Annotated in this window: 9 protein-coding genes; 7 read left to right on the top strand and 2 right to left on the bottom strand. The window is 50.8% G+C overall.

Annotation, left to right across the window (positions count from 1 at the left end; all coding sequences use genetic code 11):
* Positions 1–109 precede the first annotated feature (109 nt).
* Positions 110–6,358, top strand: coding sequence for a response regulator (locus ACJ2PR_RS00440; protein WP_446875521.1), 6,249 nt, complete (start codon positions 110–112; stop codon positions 6,356–6,358).
* Between the two features lie 150 nt (positions 6,359–6,508).
* On the opposite strand, the gene ACJ2PR_RS00435 is transcribed toward ACJ2PR_RS00440, so the two are convergent.
* Complete coding sequence (locus ACJ2PR_RS00435) at positions 6,509–8,266, bottom strand: phospholipase D-like domain-containing protein (RefSeq protein ID WP_446875520.1); 1,758 nt, start codon at positions 8,264–8,266, stop codon at positions 6,509–6,511.
* 164 nt (positions 8,267–8,430) lie between these two features.
* On the opposite strand from ACJ2PR_RS00435, the gene ACJ2PR_RS00430 reads away from it, so the two are divergent.
* On the top strand, positions 8,431–9,597 hold the full coding sequence (locus ACJ2PR_RS00430) for a cysteine desulfurase family protein (RefSeq protein WP_446875519.1): 1,167 nt from the start codon (positions 8,431–8,433) through the stop codon (positions 9,595–9,597).
* Between the two features lie 159 nt (positions 9,598–9,756).
* On the opposite strand, the gene ACJ2PR_RS00425 is transcribed toward ACJ2PR_RS00430, so the two are convergent.
* The gene (locus tag ACJ2PR_RS00425; RefSeq protein ID WP_446866205.1) at positions 9,757–10,848 is read right to left on the bottom strand and encodes a phosphotransacetylase family protein; all 1,092 of its coding nucleotides are present in this window, start codon (positions 10,846–10,848) and stop codon (positions 9,757–9,759) included.
* 306 nt (positions 10,849–11,154) lie between these two features.
* On the opposite strand from ACJ2PR_RS00425, the gene ACJ2PR_RS00420 reads away from it, so the two are divergent.
* The 5 genes from ACJ2PR_RS00420 to ACJ2PR_RS00400 all read left to right on the top strand — a co-directional run bounded on the left by ACJ2PR_RS00420 (position 11,155) and on the right by ACJ2PR_RS00400 (position 18,795).
* Positions 11,155–12,513, top strand: coding sequence for an ATP-binding protein (locus ACJ2PR_RS00420; protein WP_446875518.1), 1,359 nt, complete (start codon positions 11,155–11,157; stop codon positions 12,511–12,513).
* Positions 12,514–12,599: 86 nt separating this feature from the next.
* A complete protein-coding gene (locus ACJ2PR_RS00415) occupies positions 12,600–15,713 on the top strand; it encodes an ATP-binding protein (RefSeq protein WP_446875517.1) in 3,114 nt (1,037 codons plus the stop codon).
* Complete coding sequence (locus tag ACJ2PR_RS00410; RefSeq protein ID WP_446875516.1) at positions 15,710–17,134, top strand: response regulator; 1,425 nt, start codon at positions 15,710–15,712, stop codon at positions 17,132–17,134. Before ACJ2PR_RS00415 ends, ACJ2PR_RS00410 begins: the two co-directional genes overlap by 4 nt.
* 1 nt (position 17,135) lies before the next feature.
* Positions 17,136–17,582 carry a DUF4870 domain-containing protein gene (locus ACJ2PR_RS00405; RefSeq protein ID WP_446875515.1) on the top strand — a complete coding sequence of 149 codons (447 nt, stop codon included), beginning with the start codon at positions 17,136–17,138 and terminating at the stop codon, positions 17,580–17,582.
* Positions 17,583–17,694: 112 nt separating this feature from the next.
* A complete protein-coding gene (locus ACJ2PR_RS00400; RefSeq protein ID WP_446875514.1) occupies positions 17,695–18,795 on the top strand; it encodes a Gfo/Idh/MocA family protein in 1,101 nt (366 codons plus the stop codon).
* Positions 18,796–18,934 lie beyond the last annotated feature (139 nt).

Genomic DNA, 18,934 nt, shown 5'->3' with positions numbered 1-18,934 from the left:
CGATCGACGATTCACTCAGCACTTCAGATAAGTTACACATCTTCTCAAAGACTTAATCCCAGCTAAGCGTCTTGCCGGAGATCACTCTATTAAGGAAAGGGACATTGCGATGCAGCCGGAACAACAGCAGCGAATCATGGGCTACTTCATTGAGGAGGCCAAAGACCACCTTAATACGATTGAGCAGGGTTTGCTGAATCTGCAAGGCACGATCGACGACCCAGAAATGGTCAACGAAGTCTTTCGGGCAGCTCACTCAGTCAAGGGCGGGGCTGCCATGTTGGGGTTGAGCAGCATTCAGAAAACGTCTCACCGCCTGGAAGATTTCTTTAAGATCCTCAAGGAAACTCCTGGCATCCGACCCGACCAAAAGCTAGAATCGCTGCTGCTACAGGTTTTTGATACCCTTCAGGAGCTACTAGAGCAGCTACAGGGCCCCTTTGGTTTGACCGAAGAGGCAGCCAATGCAACGATGACGGGAGTCGAGCCTGTCTTTGAAGAACTCAAACAGCACATGACCGTGCTAGAAGGGCAAGGAGCGGCCATTGTGGCCGCGAGTTCGAGGGGCAAAGCTGCACCCGTACCTCAGCCTATCAACGCATCGCAAGACAGTGCTCTACTGCTAATCTTCCAAAGCGACGTGCCTGCTCAACTGCGAGAAATGCTGCAACTATTTCGTCAGGCAGAGGCGCTTTCAGATGGGCGCGATCGACTCCAAGAAGTCTGTCGTGGCTTAAAAGGACTGGGAGAAGCCTTTGATCTGACCCAATGGTGTGAATTGGTTGAAACAGCCAGTAGGGCGATCGCCGATCCCAATAATTCCTACCGATCCCTGGCTCCGATCATCCTTAAAGACCTCAAGCAAGGACAGGAATCCATTCTTGCCGGGCGAGCAGCCGACGTTGGGCCGAGTGAACAACTGCAAGCGCTGGTTCCTGTGGAAGTGCTACCCGATTTGGCAGTAGACGGCGACCTGGTAGACTTCTTTGCAATCGCGGACGAGCCTGACCCGACTGAGCCACTCGACCTGAGCGGATTCGACCTTGCAACATCTGACCCTGGGCTAGACTCACTAGATTTGAGCGATTTGGAGTTGAGTGATCTGAGCTTTGAGACTGCTTTATTTGAGTCTGAAAACAGTCTAGCTGGGGAAAACGAGCGAGTTGGGGCGATCGATCTCAACGAGATTTCTGCTGAAGCAGACCGCAATGGCCCTGAAGTTGGCATGGCAGAACTCAACAGTCTGGCTGATCTGTTTGAAGGTGAAATGCCCGATCTAGGTTTCACCTGGCAAGAAGAAGAAGTCATCAACCAGACGACCTCAACGTCTAGCCTGGATGGACTATTTGACGCAGAAGACAGCAGCGATTTCTCAGACTTGTTGTTTGAAGCATCCAACTCTATCTCTGCGGATAGCACGGTTGATTTCAATGGCTTGTCGGGGGGTAGTCTACCAGGCGACGCTTCCGGGGCTGTAGAGGCAGAAGCTGACGATTTTGGCTTGCCTGACTTTGATGCCAACCTTTCTGAACTGCCAGACGCTTCTATCCCAGGGTTAACGGCTGCTGACCCCTTTGCTGACCTCAACTTGGAAGACCTGGGAGACCTTGACACCGCATCTGTGGATAGTCTGTTCGATCGCACTGCTGAGTCCTCAAATGCCCCACTGGATGACCTGGGCGAACTGTTCGCAGGGTTGGATGAAACCGACCTAAACTTTACGCAGTTTTCAACCGCCTCGACAGATGCCCTGGATGCACGATCGTCAGCGTCTCCGTTTGAGGGTTTTGACCTTGATGCCAGTCTGGAGACTGCAACCGTCCCCGAATCTCTCGCTGACGAACCTTGGGGCGATCTGGGTGACTCTCTCTTAGAGTTCGAGGCAGAACAAGCGCAAACTGGATCAGGTGACTCGACAGAAGACGCTCTGTTTGACCTGACCGACTTGACCGATACAACCCCAAGCCTTTTGGATGAGCCAATTCAATCACCCGAATCTATTTTGTCGATCGAAGAAGTGGGTGACCCTTGGGGAGAACTGGAAGCCTCTGCAACCTCAAGCTTGGAGACCGATCTAAACCTTGAATCGCCTGATCTCATATTTTCAGAGGAGTCTGTTGAGCCTCTGGATGATCTGTTTGCCGAGACTGACAACCCAGCAGACCCCATCTCAGCGGATGCCGCCCTGTTTGGCTTTGAATCTTCGTTAGAGAGCGACGATCGCAGCTTTGACGATCTCCTCAACCAGGATTTGTCTCAACCGATTGAGTTTGCTGAACTGGGAGAAACCTTAGCGATCGATCCTTCCGTGGTCTCTACGCCATCCGACGAATCATTAGAGCGGCTGGATTCTTCTTTCGACCTCTCCTCAAGTGAGCAATCTGATCTTGACGAGCTTTTAGCAACTGAGTCTAGTCAAAATGACCTGAACCTGGAGCTAGACTCCCTTGAGGCAGACTTCCTGAACCTGGAAGAGACTGAAGAAAGTTTGGATAGTCTCCTGGAAAACATCACCTCAACAGACTTAGAAACAAGCTCCACGTCAGGTTTTGAGGCAGATTTAGGAGATATGGCTGGACTCTTTGAGTCTGAAAACTCCCTAAATTTTGACCTGAGCGAGACTGCGGACGTTGAGCTAGACAACCTGTTTGAGGAACCCACTGATCCATTAAATCTATTTGCTGAAGAGGCAACTCTGAGCCTTGACCTGCTAGAGGAATCGAAGGTTGCAGAAGTTGAAGTTGAACAGTCGATCGCTGCTTCAAGTCCTGACGATTTTGATCTCGACTTTGGCGACAGTGAAACTTCCACAGACGATCTGGATAGCCTTCTAGATTTGAATGCTGACGACGAACCAGCTTTTGACCTGGATCAAGCATTCTCAAGCAGTGCGACAACGGATGACCTGAATGGGTTCACACCACAAACCCCAGAATTGGATGCCCTCTTGAGCGAAGATCTGACGCTAGAACTGGAAGAAACCCCAACGTCTGAAGCTGCCTTCAGCCTAAAAGACGAACTGTTTGGCTTCTCCACTGAAGAACCTGCCCTTGGGCTGGATGAGGCATTCTCAAGCAGTGAGGACACCCCTGACCTCAATGATTTACTCAACCTGGACTCGCTAGAAACTTCAGAATCTAGTGTTCTCTCAAGCCAAGACCTGACGCTAGAACTGGAAGAAACCCCAACGTCTGAAGCGAGTCTGAATTTACAGGACGAATTGTTTGGCTTCTCCACAATTGAGGACACCGAAACACCTGACAGCCTAAACGGATTTGCCCCGCAGGAAGAAGCGATCGAGGAATCTCTAGACTTTTTCCTCACCGATTCGCTTGACCTTGAGACGACTTCTCTGTTTGAAGAAAGCGAACCCGTCACAGACGATCGCTCCAATAGTCTTGACTTCGCCGCAGAGGGTGAATCTGAGCCAGCGATCTCTTCGAGTTACACTCAGGGGGTCGCCGATTCTGATGACTTTGATTTGTCCTTTGCTGACCTCGACACGCCCACTTCAGAGACAGCCGACGACGCGCTGTTTGAGGGGTTAAACCTGGATGACGATGAAGAACCCGCCCAACCGATCGCCGATTCAGAGTTTGGCCTCGATTTTGGTCTTGCAGAGTCTCCAGATGACAGCCTTCTAAACGAGCTAGACCTGCCTGAAGTTGCCGACTCTGATGCAGCCTCTGATTTTGACCTGGCATTTTCTGATCTGGAAGCTGAGAGCGATTTAGATGATTTAGCGAGTGTTGACCCCTCTGATTCCTCAGAAGGTGGTGGATTTGACCCTCTGTTGGGTGCAGGAATTGCGGCAGCATCCCTGGGAGCGGGCTTGTTTGCAGCCTCTCGCGGAGACGATCGCTCATCGGTTGAACGTAATGTTGAGAACGAAGATGACGATCTCGACCTGCTCTTTGGCAGCGACTCTCCTGACCTTGCAGACAGCCCTTCTCAACTTGACGACCTGGATGACTTGCTGGGAACCGACTCACCCTCAACCTTCACCAGAGCCAACGAATTTAGCGATCTCGACGCACTGTTTGGCGAAGACTCCACAGAAACCCTATCCGACCCTTCAAGCAATCTTCTACAAGAACCCGCCGATCAAGCAGCCTCCGATCAATTTGACAATCTAAGTAGTCTGCTTGGTGAAGAACCTAACTTCTCACAACAAGCCCCAATCGGTGAAAACTTCGACGATCTAGAGTCCTTATTAGCAGACGCTCCCGGAGCCGACCCTCAAAATGCTTTCTCTACCGGGGACGCAGACACTGAGTTTGACGATCTAGAGAAGATGCTGGAGGATGCCGATAAAACGATGGGAGGTACTCCCTCTGTCAAAAGTCTGGGTGTCACTCAAACAGGACGTAGAGCCAACCGTCCCGGAAAAGTCTTCAGCGAACAGACGATGCGGGTGCCCGTCAAACATCTGGACAACCTCAGCAACTTGGTCGGGGAACTTGTCGTTAATCGCAACAGCCTTGAACAAGATCAGGAAAGACTGCGACAGTCGCTAGACAACCTGCTTTATCAAGTTCAGCAACTCAGCGACGTGGGACAGCGGATGCAAGACCTGTACGAGCGATCGCTCCTCGAAAGTTCTTTGCTGGCCAGCCGTCAACACCACCGGACTCCTACTAACTTGGGCAGCTTGGCACGGGACAACCACGCCACTTCTACGAGCAGCAACTCAATGGAGTACGATCCTCTAGAAATGGATCGCTTCACAGGCTTTCACTCGCTCTCGCAGGAGATGATCGAGCTAATTGTCCGAGTTCGGGAGTCTGCGTCTGACATTGAGTTCATCGTGGATGAAACGGATCAAGTGACGCGAATGTTCCGGCAGGTGACGACCCAACTTCAGGAAGGGCTGACGCGATCGCGCATGGTGCCCTTTGCTCAGACAGCCGATCGAATGCCTCGTGCCGTCCGAGATATTGCCATGAAGTGTGGCAAACAAGCAGAACTTGTGATCGAGGGTCGTGACACGCTGATCGACAAAATGATCCTGGAGCATTTGTACGATCCGATGACTCATCTGGTTAACAATGCGATCACCCACGGGATTGAAACTCCAGATGTGCGGCGGGCAACAGGTAAGTCTCCAACAGGTCGCATTACCATTCGCGCTTTTCATCAAGGGAACCAGACAGTGATTTCGGTTTCAGATGATGGGGCAGGGGTGGATGTCGATCGCGTCAAGGCAAAGGCGATCGAGAAAGGCTTGGTCACGCCCGCCGAAGCCAGAACGATGACTCGCTTAGACATTTACGATCTGCTCTTTCATCCAGGGTTTACTACCAAAGATCAGGCAGACGACTTTTCGGGTCGTGGGGTCGGCATGGATGTGGTTCGCACCAGCTTGAGTGAGGTTCGAGGCGCAATTACAACCGATTCTGCGTCTACGAAAGGAACGACGTTTACGATTCGCTTGCCTCTGACGCTGAGTATTTCTAAGGCGCTGTGCTGTATTAGCGATCGGGCGCGGATTGCTTTTCCGATGGATGGGGTCGAAGATATGTTCGACGTTCCCAAGGAGCGGATTCAAACCAACGCCGAGGGGCAAGCCTGTCTTTCTTGGCGCGATGCGCTACTACCCTTGCGACCTCTCACTGAGCTGCTAGGATACAATCGCCACTTGAGTCGAGGCAACGTCTACGGTGGCAATCAGGAAGACGATATGGTTTCAGTCGTCGTGCTGCGGAGTGCGGGCAACTTTTTGGCGCTGCAAGTCGATCAGGTGTTGGGCGAGCAAGAAATTGTAATCAAACAGCTAGAAGGCCCCGTTCCCAAACCAGTGGGTGTAGCAGGTGCGACCGTGCTGGGAGATGGGCGAATCATGCCGATCGCCGATGTGTTAGAACTGATCGACCTCTCAATGGGTCGGATTCGTCGCGACGTTGGCACAATGTGGGATCAGGGCGCGTCTCAGAATCCTAACGAAACGCTCACCGTCAAAACTGAGCCAACCGTATTGATTGTGGACGACTCGATCACAGTTCGCGAACTGCTTTCAATGACCTTCAACAAAGTGGGGTATCGAGTTGAGCAAGCTCGCGATGGTCAAGAAGCCTGGGAAAAACTGCGGGCGGGGCTGCCTTGCGATATTGTCTTCTGTGACATTGAGATGCCTCGGATGGATGGGTTAGAATTGCTGTCTCGCATTCAAAAAGATCCCAATCTCAGCAATTTGCCGATCGCCATGCTGACTTCTCGTGGAGCCGATCGTCACAGACAAATGGCGGTTTCTCTTGGCGCAAGTGGCTACTTCACAAAGCCTTATCTAGAGGAGGCCCTTCTGGATGCCGCTCAGAGAATGCTGAAGGGTGAGGTCTTGATTGCGGGTGGTGGGAATTAGAGGGATGAGGGAGAACTTCGATGATCTGTTCCCCCTCTGGGGGTAATCCGCTGCGCGAGGAGGGAGGAGGGATGAAAAAATCCGTTAATTCTTGAGTCCCAAAGTCCCTTAGTTTGTTTTGACTGATGATAGAGGGTAGAAAGCTCAACGTTACCAGGTGACTCGATCGCGCAATTTCTCAAGCAGTTTGGGGCCGACTCCGGAGACGCGATCGAGGTCGTCTAGTGAAGAAAAGGCTTTTTGTTGGCGAGCGGCGATGATGCGGGTTGCAAGTCCGGGCCCAACTCCAGGTAAGGCTTCAAGTTCTGCTTGTGTGGCGGTGTTGAGGTTGACCTGTTGACCAGAAGAGGCCGAGGGTTTGGGAGTCGGAATGGATTCCTTGTGGGTCGCTTGAAGCGACCCCTTGCGGGTAACTCGAAGAGATCGTCCCTTGTCTTCTCGTCCCTTGTCTTGTCCCTTGTCTTGAACAGAGGCAGTTGGTGGAGGAAGCGCAGCAGCAAGTTGAGGACACTTTTGGCGCTGTTCTTTGATCTTGCGACGAACGGCAGGCGGAACACCCAACACGGCATCCCCGTAGAGTCGCTCAAATTCTCGCTGAAAATGGGCAGCAACCAAAGGACTGGAAATGACTAGCAGCGTTTCATCATTGCCCTGATTAGCGGCAGTTGTCCAGTTGTGGGAGCCTGTGATCACGGTTTCTCCATCGACGATGCCAAATTTGTGATGGAGCAGATCGCCCGGAGGAAGCCGAGGAATGCCAACCGTGGAGATCGGATCTGACCAGGGACGATTATTGGGTTCGGATTTACAGTCGTCATTAAGAGCAACGCCCAACATGTCCAGACCTTCGCTATAGGAGCGGTAGATGAAACCAGGATCGATCAGGGCGCGAATTTGCCGTCCTTGCTGATGTTGAGGTTCGAGTAAATTGACCAGCGGCTGATCAGAAAATACAAAAAGCGCCAGGTCGATCGACTGTTTTGCCTGACTCAAGGCTTTGCCGATCAATCCGTTGGTCGTTTGCGTCCAGGGAATGGAGGCGGAGGAAGGGGAAAACTGCACCTCGATCGTCACCCCGCCCACATTTATCTGTTGAGAAGGACGATGAGGTTTTTTCGTCCCAAAACGGCTGTCTTGTTTGCCTCCGGCCCCATCGCCCCACATCAGGTTAAATTCTTGGGTAAACAGCGCGGCTAATTCTGGACTGTCAATTTTGAGCAAATTGTTGGCGTTGCCTCGACTGCTGGGGGACTTGAGATCGCCATGAACGTCTGACAATGTGAAGTTAGCCGACGTGATAATCAGCGATCGCCCATCCACAATCACAAATTTATGGTGCATCAAGTGGCTACCACGGGAGCCGTCAGCGGTGTCGTCAATGCGAGGAACTTTGGCGTTATCCAGCATCACCAGGGCATCGCGTTGATTGATTTCGGTGGGGCTGAGTTGTCCGTCGCCGTCTTGATCGATAAGCTTGCGAGATTCATTGAGGCGATCGCGCTCCCGTTCGACCAGTTTCTCGATTTCGTCAGGCGTAAAGCTGCTAAACGGACGCGAATAGGTGTTTTCTAAAATGACGCGCACTTTGACCCCTGCTTTTTGGCGATCGCTCAACGCCTGAGCAATTTTGGGCAATCGAAATTCTTGTACGGCCACATCGACGCTGGTTTGGGCAGACGCGATCGCATCCACCATGATCTGTTCGAGGTCGTCGCCCGATCGAGTCTGCTGGCGATAAGATTCCGTATACTCTGCCGCTGGGTTGTGGTTGGTATAAACCTGAACGGCGGTTTCTTGAGGAAGCGAAGCGGGGCGAGAAGGCTGGGGCTGGGCTTGCTGACAGGCGGCTAAACATAGCGCTAACGCAGTTCCAGTCAGCGTAAATTTGAGAAAAGGAAGAGGTTGCACCGCAGATTAAGAGAAAGCTTTGCCTCGGTAGAATTCCCAAATGCGCTACTCTATCTCCGTCTCTTTCTTCCCAAGTTGAGACTTTTGTCAGGTTTCACCCGCTTTGAGCCGTCTAAGCTGAAAATAGAAAGGGCAGTCCGCAATTTTCTCGCTGACCGAATCGTATGCAAATTTATCTCGACTATAGTGCTACCACCCCGACACGACCAGAAGTGATCGCCCTGATGCAGCAAGTTCTCACAGAGCAGTGGGGCAATCCTTCAAGCCTACACGCCTGGGGACAGCGAGCCGCCACTCTATTAGAACGGGCCAGAGTCCAGGTGGCGCGGTTGGTTAATGCTCCATCGGAGGCGATCGTCTTTACGTCGGGGGGCACTGAGTCGGATAACTTGGCGGTTATGGGGGTCGCACAGCAGTACACCAGTCCGCAGCATGTGATCATTTCCAGCGTTGAGCATTCTGCGATCGCTGAGCCAGTCCGGTTACTCGAACAGTGGGGTTGGCAAGTAACAAGGCTTGCGGTCAATGCAGTGGGTCAGGTGCGTTTGCAGGATCTTCAAGCGGCGCTGCAACCGAATACGGTGTTGGTGTCAGTTATTTACGGTCAGAGCGAAGTGGGAACCATTCAGCCGATCGCTGCTCTAGGTGAGATCGTGCGCGCTCACGGTGCTTTGTTTCATACCGATGCCGTTCAAGTGGCGGGTCGGCTGCCGTTAGATATGCAAAGGCTGCCCGTCGATTTGCTGTCGCTGTCTAGCCACAAGCTTTATGGGCCGCAGGGAGCCGGGGCGCTGTACATTCGTCCGGGGGTTGAATTGGTGCCGCTGTTGGGTGGAGGCGGTCAGGAATCAAAAGTACGATCGGGCACTCAGGCGCTTCCTGTAATCGCTGGGTTTGGTCTCGCAGCAGAATTGATGGCTGAAGAAATGGTGATCGAGACTCCGCGCTTAATCCAACTTCGAGAACGGCTGTTTGATCGGTTGTCAGAAGTAGCGGGGTTGGTGCCGACGGGCGATCGCTGGAATCGGTTGCCTCACCATGCCAGCTTTTGTCTGGAGTACGCAGATGGAGAAATTCTCAGCGGCAAAACGCTGGTGCGCCAGATGAATTTAGCAGGAATCGGCATCAGTGCGGGGTCTGCCTGTCATAGCGGCAAGCTGGTTCCCAGTCCGATCTTGACAGCGATGGGATACGGCGATCGTTTAGCAAAATCAGGAATTCGCTTAACGTTTGGACGCGACACCACAGAAGAAGATATCGACTGGACAGCAATGGTTCTCAAGCAGATTCTCTGTCGTCTGTCTCCAGAGCCTGTTTTGACCAAAGTTTGAGCCATTAAATCTGAAAGTTATTCTTAGGCTCGAAAATTAGACCACTCCTCATTCTGGCGGTTAAAACCGCACCTACAAGAACGAAGTCTGCCTTCGCAGACTAGAAAAATATCTTAACCTGTGAAGCCAGCAGCATCCGTCAGTTTCATCAATCCTTTCTCAGCTAATGGCTCCAGCGGGTTCTAGCCCCAGTTCTGCAAGCAGACGATCGCAGTCAAAATATTCTTTGATCATCTGGCAGACGTACTGATATTTGATCGGCTCATGTAACCGAACTTGACCAAAGGCGCGATCGACGATTTCCACCGTCGTCAAGGTATCGAGGTCAACAGACAGAATGGGAATTTCTAGATCTTCAGCCCGACTGATAATCGCTTTGGAGGGAGGAATGTGTCCCGTTAGAATCAGACATTGAGTAGAGGTTTCTAAAGCGGCAAGCTGCAAATCAGTGCGATCGCCCCCCGTGACCACCGCCATGTTTTGTCGCGCCCGAAAGTATTTGAGTGCAGAGTTGACATTCATTGCGCCGATCGTCAGGCTTTCGACCATTAGATCGAGGCGATCGGGACGACACAACACCTCGGCTTTGAGTTGTTTGACCAATTCACCCACGCTGACACTGCGAAGAAGCTTACTGCTGGGCAAAATTCCAAACAGTTTGATGTCGTGTTTTTCAAGAAACGGTCGAACTAGCGTCTCGATCGTCTCAACTTGGTCAGACGGCACATCATTGATCACCACGCCGATCAGATGGTTTTGTAGCTGCTCTTTGGCGGCAATCAGCCCATCTAATAGCAAGAGCGAGTGAAACCGCGCCACCAGCAAGACCGACGCTTGAATTGTGTGTGTAATCTGGTGTAGAGACAAATCAAACAGCTTGCCCTCCTCCAGCGTTCCTGACCCTTCGAGAATCACGAGATCGCCGCTCTGCTGTTGGCTTTGTTCAAAAAGCTGTTGACGATAATCTGTCGTGTCTTCTCCCAAAAGCCGCTTTTGCACCGTGTCGTTGTCTAAAGTCAGCAGCGTTGATTGAAGGCGATCGTCTGCAAGCCCTAACGTCTGGGCGACAAACTGCATGTCTCCATCATTGTCATCCATCTGAGATTGACCCCAGCCGCCTGCTAGAGGCTTACCATAGGCAATATCTAACCCTTTGGCTTTGAGTTGATGAGCGATTCCTAAAATGGTCGCCGACTTGCCGCTATAGGCTTCGAGCGATCCAATCAACAGATACTTTGGGGACTTGGGCACGTCCTCACTCCGGTTAAGTGCTTGATTTGGGCGATTGTCTAGGTCAAGAAACTGCAAATTGCGCGTTTCTGCTGTTGAGTGTCTGACCTGGTTACTATTCTAGGGGGATGTAGATACCTCTAGCGGTAAAAAATAGTCACAACGCAGTTTAATTTCAGCGATCGAACGTTTGTGAAGCAGTCATCGTGCGATTGGTCACAATACAGATCGGTAGGATTCTAAGAAGTGCGAGATAATTAACCCAGAAAATCCGATCAAAAATCCGATCAATATCAAGGCAGTTTTTGGATCACGCTTCACTCAAAAATGGTTGCCTTTGACCGCTCACAACGATCGCTAAACTTCTGCAACTGGATTAATCCCGCCATGAGCAAACCCGTTGTCATTTGTGTAGATGACGATTCGACGATTTTGGAAAGTCTCAAGATCGAGTTAAAGCAGCTATTAGGCAGAGATTGTCTCGTCGAGACCGCAGAAGGGGGTGAGGAAGCGCTAGAGCTATTTGATGACCTTCAGCGAGACAAATGTGAAGTGGCTCTGGTTTTGGCGGACTACATTATGCCCGGTCTCAAAGGAGATGAATTGCTCAAGCGGGTTCATGAATGTTCACCTAAGACGTTGAATATCATGATTAGCGGACAAGCGGATCTAGAAGCCGTGAGCAAAACGATTCGAGAAGCCAAGCTCTATCGATATATCAGCAAGCCGTGGCAGCCCGAAGATTTGAATATGGTTGTGTTGGAGGCGATTCAAAGCTATCTCAAAGATCGCAAACTAGAGATGCAGTCTCTTCAGCTACAACACGCGCACACAGAACTGACGCAGCTTTACCAAAAAGTCGAACAACTCAACGTTAATTTAGAACATCAAGTTCAGGAACGCACGCTGCAACTTCAGCAAAAAATGCAGGAGTTAGAAACGCTCAGTCAGGTCAAGGAAGATTTTCTCTATGCAGTTTCTCACGATTTGAGAACGCCGCTGATGGGGATGTTGTTGGTGTTAAAAAAGCTGCAAACTAAGCCTGGAGAAGTCCTTCCACTCCCGCGGCCTGTCTTGAATCGGATGACTGAGAGTAGCGATCGCCAGCTACAAATGCTCGATTCTCTATTAGAAGCCCATTCCAGCGACCTGGTAGGACTGAGCCTGCACCGTCAGCCGATCGACTTAAAAAAACTGGTATCTGCGATCGTTCAAGAACTTGAACCCTGGATCAGTGAACATGGGGCAACGCTGGTCGATCGCTGTCAGGTCAAAATTCCGCTAGTCCAGGCTGACCCAACCCAACTCAGGCGCGTCTACGAAAATCTGATTGTCAACGCGATCAAACACAATCCCCCTGGCATCTGTCTGACGCTGAATATCGAACTAGAGCCTTTGGAAGTGCGCTGTACGATTCAAGATGATGGAATTGGCATGACCAAAGCGGACTGTGACGGGCTGTTCGATCGCTATGTGCAGGGCAATCGGTCTCTAGAAAATCGGTCTCGTCGATCGCTAGGTCTGGGGTTGGGGTTATATCTTTGTCGGCAGATTATCACGGCCCACGGGGGACAAATTGGGGTGAGCAGCCAGATTGATCAGGGAGCGACGTTTTGGTTTACGTTGTCGATCGGGGCAGGGATGGGGGAGAACTTTGTTCCGCTGGGCGTGAGGGATGAGGGATGAGGGATGAGGGATGAGGGATGAGGGATGAGGGATGAGGGATGAGAAGGGTTGAGTTGGGCGTTTTGCTTTAGGTTCTTGTTTGCCCTATGACTTCTAAAATTTCGCTTCAGGTTGCGATCGTGGTGCCGCTGGTGATCCAGATGGTGGGGGCGGTGGGGGCAGTGGGATATTTTTCGTTTCGCAATGGGCAGCGGGCGATCGATGATTTGGCGCATCAGTTGATGGATAACGTCAGCGATCGCATTACTCAACAACTGACTCACCATTTGGAAACGCCACGGGTGATTAATCAGTTAAACACGGACACGATCGCGCTGGGGCAAGCCGATCCGCAAAATGTCAGCAGTCTGACTCGATCGTTTTGGAAACAACGGTTTTTGTTTGACTCGATGAGTGTCTCGGCCCTGTATTTTGGCAGCGCTCAAGGCGATTTTGTGGGATTAGGATTTCAGTCGAACGGCAATTGGGAAGTGGGACGATCGGATCGCTCTACAAATCGTCGATTTCAAAGCTATGCGATCGATATTGAGGGCAATCCTACAACGCTGCTGGCGACCAAGAAGCCCTACGACCCGCGCCAGCGCCCCTGGTATCAAGCCGCAGTCACTGCAAAACAGCCGATCTGGAGCCCGATTTATCTTGATTTTGCAGAACAACGACCTAAAATTACGCTGGCTCAACCGCTGTATAAGTCAGGCAAACTGCGCGGCGTGATTGGCACTGACTTTGTGTTGTCGCATGTGGGCGAGTTTCTCAAGCGACTGGAAGTAGGGCGAACGGGCAAAACCTTTGTCATAGAACGATCTGGCGCATTGGTGGCGAGTTCGGCTGATCGTCAAACGCTGCTGGATGGGCAAAAAAAACGACTGGCTGCTTCTGAAAGTGACGATCGCTTGATTCGATCGACGGCTCAACATTTGCAACAACAATTTGGCACCGTAGCGGACATTGATAGCAGTCAACAACTCAGTTTTCGGCTTGATGATCAGCGTCAATTGGTGAAGGTTGCTCCGTTTGCCGATCGCTTTGGCTTAGATTGGCTGATTGTCGTCGTCGTGCCGGAGTCCGATTTTATGGCAACCATCAACGCCAATACTCAGAGAACGCTCTGGCTCTGTTTGATTGCGTTGGGCATTGCGATCGGGTTGGGAATTTTGGCGGCGCGATCGCTGACTCGTCCCATTCTCAGACTGGTTGCGTCGAGCCAAAAAATTGCTCAGGGTGAATTTGACAAACCGATCAAAATTGGCGGCATTCAAGAACTCAACGTGCTGGCCAATTCTTTTAACCACATGAGCGGTGAGATTCAACAATCTCGGCTACGGCTAGAAGACTACGCCCGATCGCTCGAACAGAAAGTCTACGATCGCACGCAAGCCTTAGAAAAAGAAGTCCAGGAACGCCAGCAAGCTGAGGAAATAGCTAACCAGTCCAATGCTGAAATGCAGGCGTTGTTTAAGGCGATGGATCAATTGATTTTTGTATACGATCGCCACGGCCGCCATCTCAAAATTCCCTCAACGGGTCGCAAAACGCTGATGTATCGCCCGTCAGGAACTCGGTTGGGCAAGACGCTGCATGAGATCTTTCCGTCTGAGATTGCCGATCGCTTTTCGGGCTACATTCTGCAAACACTGGAGACACAAACGACGCTGGATGTCGAGTACAAACTGACCATCAACGGGCAAGAAATTTGGTCAGATGCCAGCATTTCTCCCATCGACGAAAACTCTGTCGTCTGGGTGGCGCGCAATGTCACCGATCGCAAACAAGCCGAACAAGAACTCAAACAGGCAAAACTGACCGCCGATGCCGCGAGTCGAGCCAAAAGCGAATTTTTGGCCAACATGAGTCACGAACTGCGATCGCCCCTCAACGCCATTTTAGGATTTGCCCAACTGATGCAGCGCAGTACTCGATCGCCCGACGAGCTAGAAAATCTAGACATCATCACCCGCAGCGGCGAACATTTGTTGGCGTTAATCAACAGCGTCCTCGACCTCTCCAAAATCGAAGCCGGACAAACCACCCTCACCCCCACCGACTTTGATCTCGACTACTTTTTAGACGATCTGAGCGCCATGTTTCATCTACGAGCCGTGCAAAAAAATCTGCGGATGGTCGTCGATCGTGCCCCCAACACTCCCCGCTTTCTCCGAGCTGACCAAACCAAACTCCGCCAAATCCTCATCAACCTCCTCAGCAACGCCATCAAATTCACCACCCACGGCACCATCACCCTAAGCGTTAGCTCACCTCTTCACTGCTCACGCCTCACGCCTCACGCCTCACTCTCCTTCGAGGTCAAAGACACCGGGGCGGGCATTCCTCCTAACGAACTCGACACCATCTTTCAGGCCTTTGTCCAGACTGAAATTGGCAAAGCGGCGAGAGAAGGCACCGGATTGGGACTGTCTATTAGCCAAAAATTTGTGCAACTGATGGGCGGCGAGATCACCGTACAGTCTGAGGTCGGAAAGGGCACCTGCTTTGCGTTTCACATTCCTGTCTCTGTGGTGGAAGCGGCCCAGGTCAAATCACAACAGCCGCCGCAGCGAGTAGTCGCCCTTCAAGCTAATCAACCGTTGTACCGAATTCTGGTGGTAGATGATGCAGTGATCAATCGTCGGCTATTGGTCAAGCTGCTAGTTCCCCTGGGGTTTGAGGTCAGAGAAGCCAGCGATGGACAAGCCGCGATCGCCCTCTCTCACCAATGGGAACCACACCTGATCTGGATGGATATGCGAATGCCAATTTTAGACGGCTATGAAGCCACCAGACAGATCAAATCAACCACCAAAGGACAAGCGATTGCCATCATTGCACTCACGGCCGGCGTTTTAGAAGAAGAGCGATCGGTGATCCTTTCGGCAGGATGTGATGATTTCGTTCGCAAACCCTTTCGAGAATCTGATATCTTCGCCATCATGCAAAAACATCTCGGTGTGGAATATATCTATGCAGACACTGTTTCTGATCAAGTTGATCATTCCAGACAAGAAGCGTTAACGATCGAGTGTTTTAGCCTACTTCCACCAGAATGGGTTTTGGATCTCAAACAAGCTTTGTTAAACGTTGACTTAGAGTTAGCTGCAAGAACGATCGACCAGATCAAAACGCAGAATCCTGACTTAGCGCTCGCGATTCAAGCTTGCATTGACCGATTTGATTATGAGCAGGTATTGGAGGTGATCTCATGACTGATTCTCTTCCCAATCTTTTGGTCGTTGATGACACCCCTGATAACCTGCGTCTCTTAGTCGGACTGTTAACTCAGCAAGGGTATAAAGTGCGTCCTGTCACCAGTGGAAAGCTGGCTCTGACGGCGGCTCAAGGGTTTCCGCCTGATCTAATTTTGCTCGACATCAATATGCCCGACATGGACGGATACGAAGTGTGTCAGCGATTAAAGCAGAACGATCGAACTCGTGAGATTCCGGTTATTTTTTTGAGCGCGTTGACGGATGTGTTTGATAAAGTCAAAGCCTTCTCGGTGGGTGGAGTTGATTACATCACAAAGCCGTTTCAAGTCGAAGAAGTGATCGCAAGAATTCGCACTCATTTGGCACTGCGATCGCTCCAGTCTAACCTACAACAAAAAAATCAAGACTTAGCAGAAACACTAGAAGAATTACGGTCTACACAGGCCCAGTTAATTCAGTCCGAAAAGATGGCCGCTTTGGGTCAATTGGTTGCGGGCGTTGCTCACGAATTAAACACGCCTTTGGGAGCGATTCGATCGTCAGCCGACAATATGACCCATGTTCTCAAACAAGATCTACCAGAACTGCCACAATTTCTGCAAACCCTTTGCCCAGAGCGACAGCAAGACTTTTTTGATCTAATTGCCCAATCGTCAGAAGTCAACGCTCCCCTATCGACGCGAGAAAAACGTCAATGTAAGCGATCGCTGATCGAGCAATTACAAACTCACAATATTGATAACGCTGACGTGATTGCTGACACACTGACTGACATGGGACTTTACACCCCGCTACCTAGATTTCTAGAACTGCTACAAGACGCTCACAGCCCAGAAATTTTGAATGTTGCCGATCGACTGACCTGTTTACAAAGAAGCATTCGCACTCTGGTAAGTGCTAGCGATCGAGCCGCCAAAGTGGTGATTGCGCTCAAAAGTTACGCTCATCAGCAGTCACAAAGTTATCTTGTCGAAGCAGACATTCTTGAAGGCATCGAAACCGCTCTGACCCTCTATCACAGCCAAATCAAAACTGGAGTTGAGGTGATTCGTCACTATGCCGATTTGCCGCCAATTCTCTGTTACCCCGATGAACTCAACCAAGTCTGGACGAATTTGATTCAAAACGCGCTGCAAGCGATGAACTATCGAGGAACGCTGGTGATATCGGTTGGCATGTACGATCGTGAACTCAAAGTAAGCATCTGCGATAACGGGCCGGGGATTCCTTTGGACATACAAAGCAGACTATTTGAACCCTTTTTTACCACCAAACCGAGAGGCGAAGGCAACGGACTGGGATTAAGTATTGTCAAAAAGATTATCGAAAAACACGAAGGAACGTTAGAAGTAGACAGCCATCCGGGTCAGACAATTTTTACGGTATCCATACCGATTCGAGGAGAGGCTTCTGTTTAATATGTATCAAGATTTGCCGCGATCGGTGCGTTTGTGGGGAATGGCTTGTCACTTGTCAGCGATCGTTTGTGCCCCGTGTAATTGTGTGCTGATTCCTTTCGTCAGTTTGATTGTGCCTTATCTAGTCTGGATTGGCGGTCGTGACCAGCATCCTTTTGTCGATGATCAAGGGAGAGAGTCGCTCAACTTTCAGATTTCAATGGCTATCTATGCAATTTCTATTGGCATTCTATTCATTTTTCTATTTCTGATGACCTGCGGAATGATGTTTAGTTTGCCAAGTTCTGGTAATTCTATGGGGATTGTTTTTAACTGGTTATTTGTGGGGCTTGTCTCTATAGTCGCGCTGTTTGGATTCTTTCAAATCGCTGTGATTATTCTGGCTGCGGTCAAAGCTTATAATGGTCAGTCTTACCGATATCCGTTTACGCTGGGATTTTTGCACTAAGACGTTGGACATTGGACAAAGACCGAAGACTTTAAATGCTGCTCCGTCTCTTGTCTAAAGTCTCCTGTCTAAAGTCCCCTGATATTAAACCCTAACCTCAAGCTTTTTTCCTATGGTTTTTTCTTCACAGTCTCAGATTGGTGTAGCGATCGTGGGTACGGGCTTCGGTCAAAAAGTTCATATTCCCGGCTTTCAAGAACATCCGCGCACAGAAATTGTCGCTGTCTATCATCGCGATTTGCAGAAAGCTCAAGAGATTGCCAAAACTCACAATATTCCTCACGCCTGCACGACTGTAGAAGAAATCGTCTCCCTGCCAAATGTCCACGCTGTCAGCATTTCAACGCCGCCGTTCTTACACTTTGAGATGGCCAAAACAGTGCTGAATGCTAGAAAACATTTGCTTTTAGAAAAACCCACAGCCCTCTGCGTTTCAGAAGCCAAACAGCTACAAACTCTGGCGCTCCAGCAAGGCGTTGTGACCACAATGAACTTTGAGTTTCGCTTTATCCCCGCGTGGCAACGATTTGCCGAATTGCTGGCAGAAAACTACGTCGGGCAAAAACGCTTGATCAAAATTGACTGGCTCGTATCGAGTCGAGCCGATGCCTCCCGTCCGTGGAATTGGTACGCCCGCAAAGATCAAGGCGGCGGTGCCCTGGGCGCGATCGGTTCCCATGCGTTCGATTACATTAACTGGCTGTTTGGCTCCGTCGATCGTCTGTCTGCCCGTTTACAAGTCACCGTTCCCCAGCGCCCCGATCCGCAAACTGGTGTCTTAAAACCCGTCGATGCCGATGATGTGGGCATGATCATGCTCGAACTGTCCGATAGCACGCCCTGCCAATTTTGTCTAAGTGCCGCCACCTATCAAGGACGAGGCCACTGGGTCGAAGTCTACGGCGATCGAGGCACTCTAATTCTCGGCAGCGACAACCCAAAAGACTACGTTCACGGCTTCAAACTTTGGGGCAGTCAAACGGGCGAAGCCTTGTCAGAATTAGAAATTCCCAAACGGCTGGCTTTTCCCCAAGTTTACGCAGACGGCAGAATTGCCCCCTTCATTCGAGTCGTCGATCAGTTTGTACGAGGCATCGATCGCCGCGAATCCCTCTCCCCCTCTCTACAAGAAGGCATCGCCTCACAGCAACTCATGGATCTGTGCCACGAATCCAACGAAACCGGAACTTGGGTGAATGTACCCGATCGCTAACTTTCACAGAAGACAGAAGCGTTAAGCTGACATCAGTTCGATGAACGCTTCGCTTCGCTTTTAGAGCCAGGAACGCCCCCTAAATCCCCCACTAGGGAGGGACTTTGAACCAGAATTCCTCTCTTAAAGTCCCCAAATT

It is taken from the genome of Phormidesmis sp. 146-33 (assembly GCF_052939515.1).
This window is presented reverse-complemented; position numbering and strand designations above follow the sequence as displayed.

Excerpts from the sequence above, each read along its gene's own strand:
- ACJ2PR_RS00440 (WP_446875521.1), top strand. The coding sequence starts at position 110 with ATGCAGCCGGAACAACAGCAGCGAATCATGGGCTACTTCATTGAGGAG.
- ACJ2PR_RS00430 (WP_446875519.1), top strand. The coding sequence starts at position 8,431 with ATGCAAATTTATCTCGACTATAGTGCTACCACCCCGACACGACCAGAA.
- ACJ2PR_RS00420 (WP_446875518.1), top strand. The coding sequence starts at position 11,155 with ATGGTTGCCTTTGACCGCTCACAACGATCGCTAAACTTCTGCAACTGG.
- ACJ2PR_RS00415 (WP_446875517.1), top strand. The coding sequence starts at position 12,600 with ATGACTTCTAAAATTTCGCTTCAGGTTGCGATCGTGGTGCCGCTGGTG.
- ACJ2PR_RS00410 (WP_446875516.1), top strand. The coding sequence starts at position 15,710 with ATGACTGATTCTCTTCCCAATCTTTTGGTCGTTGATGACACCCCTGAT.
- ACJ2PR_RS00405 (WP_446875515.1), top strand. The coding sequence starts at position 17,136 with ATGTATCAAGATTTGCCGCGATCGGTGCGTTTGTGGGGAATGGCTTGT.
- ACJ2PR_RS00400 (WP_446875514.1), top strand. The coding sequence starts at position 17,695 with ATGGTTTTTTCTTCACAGTCTCAGATTGGTGTAGCGATCGTGGGTACG.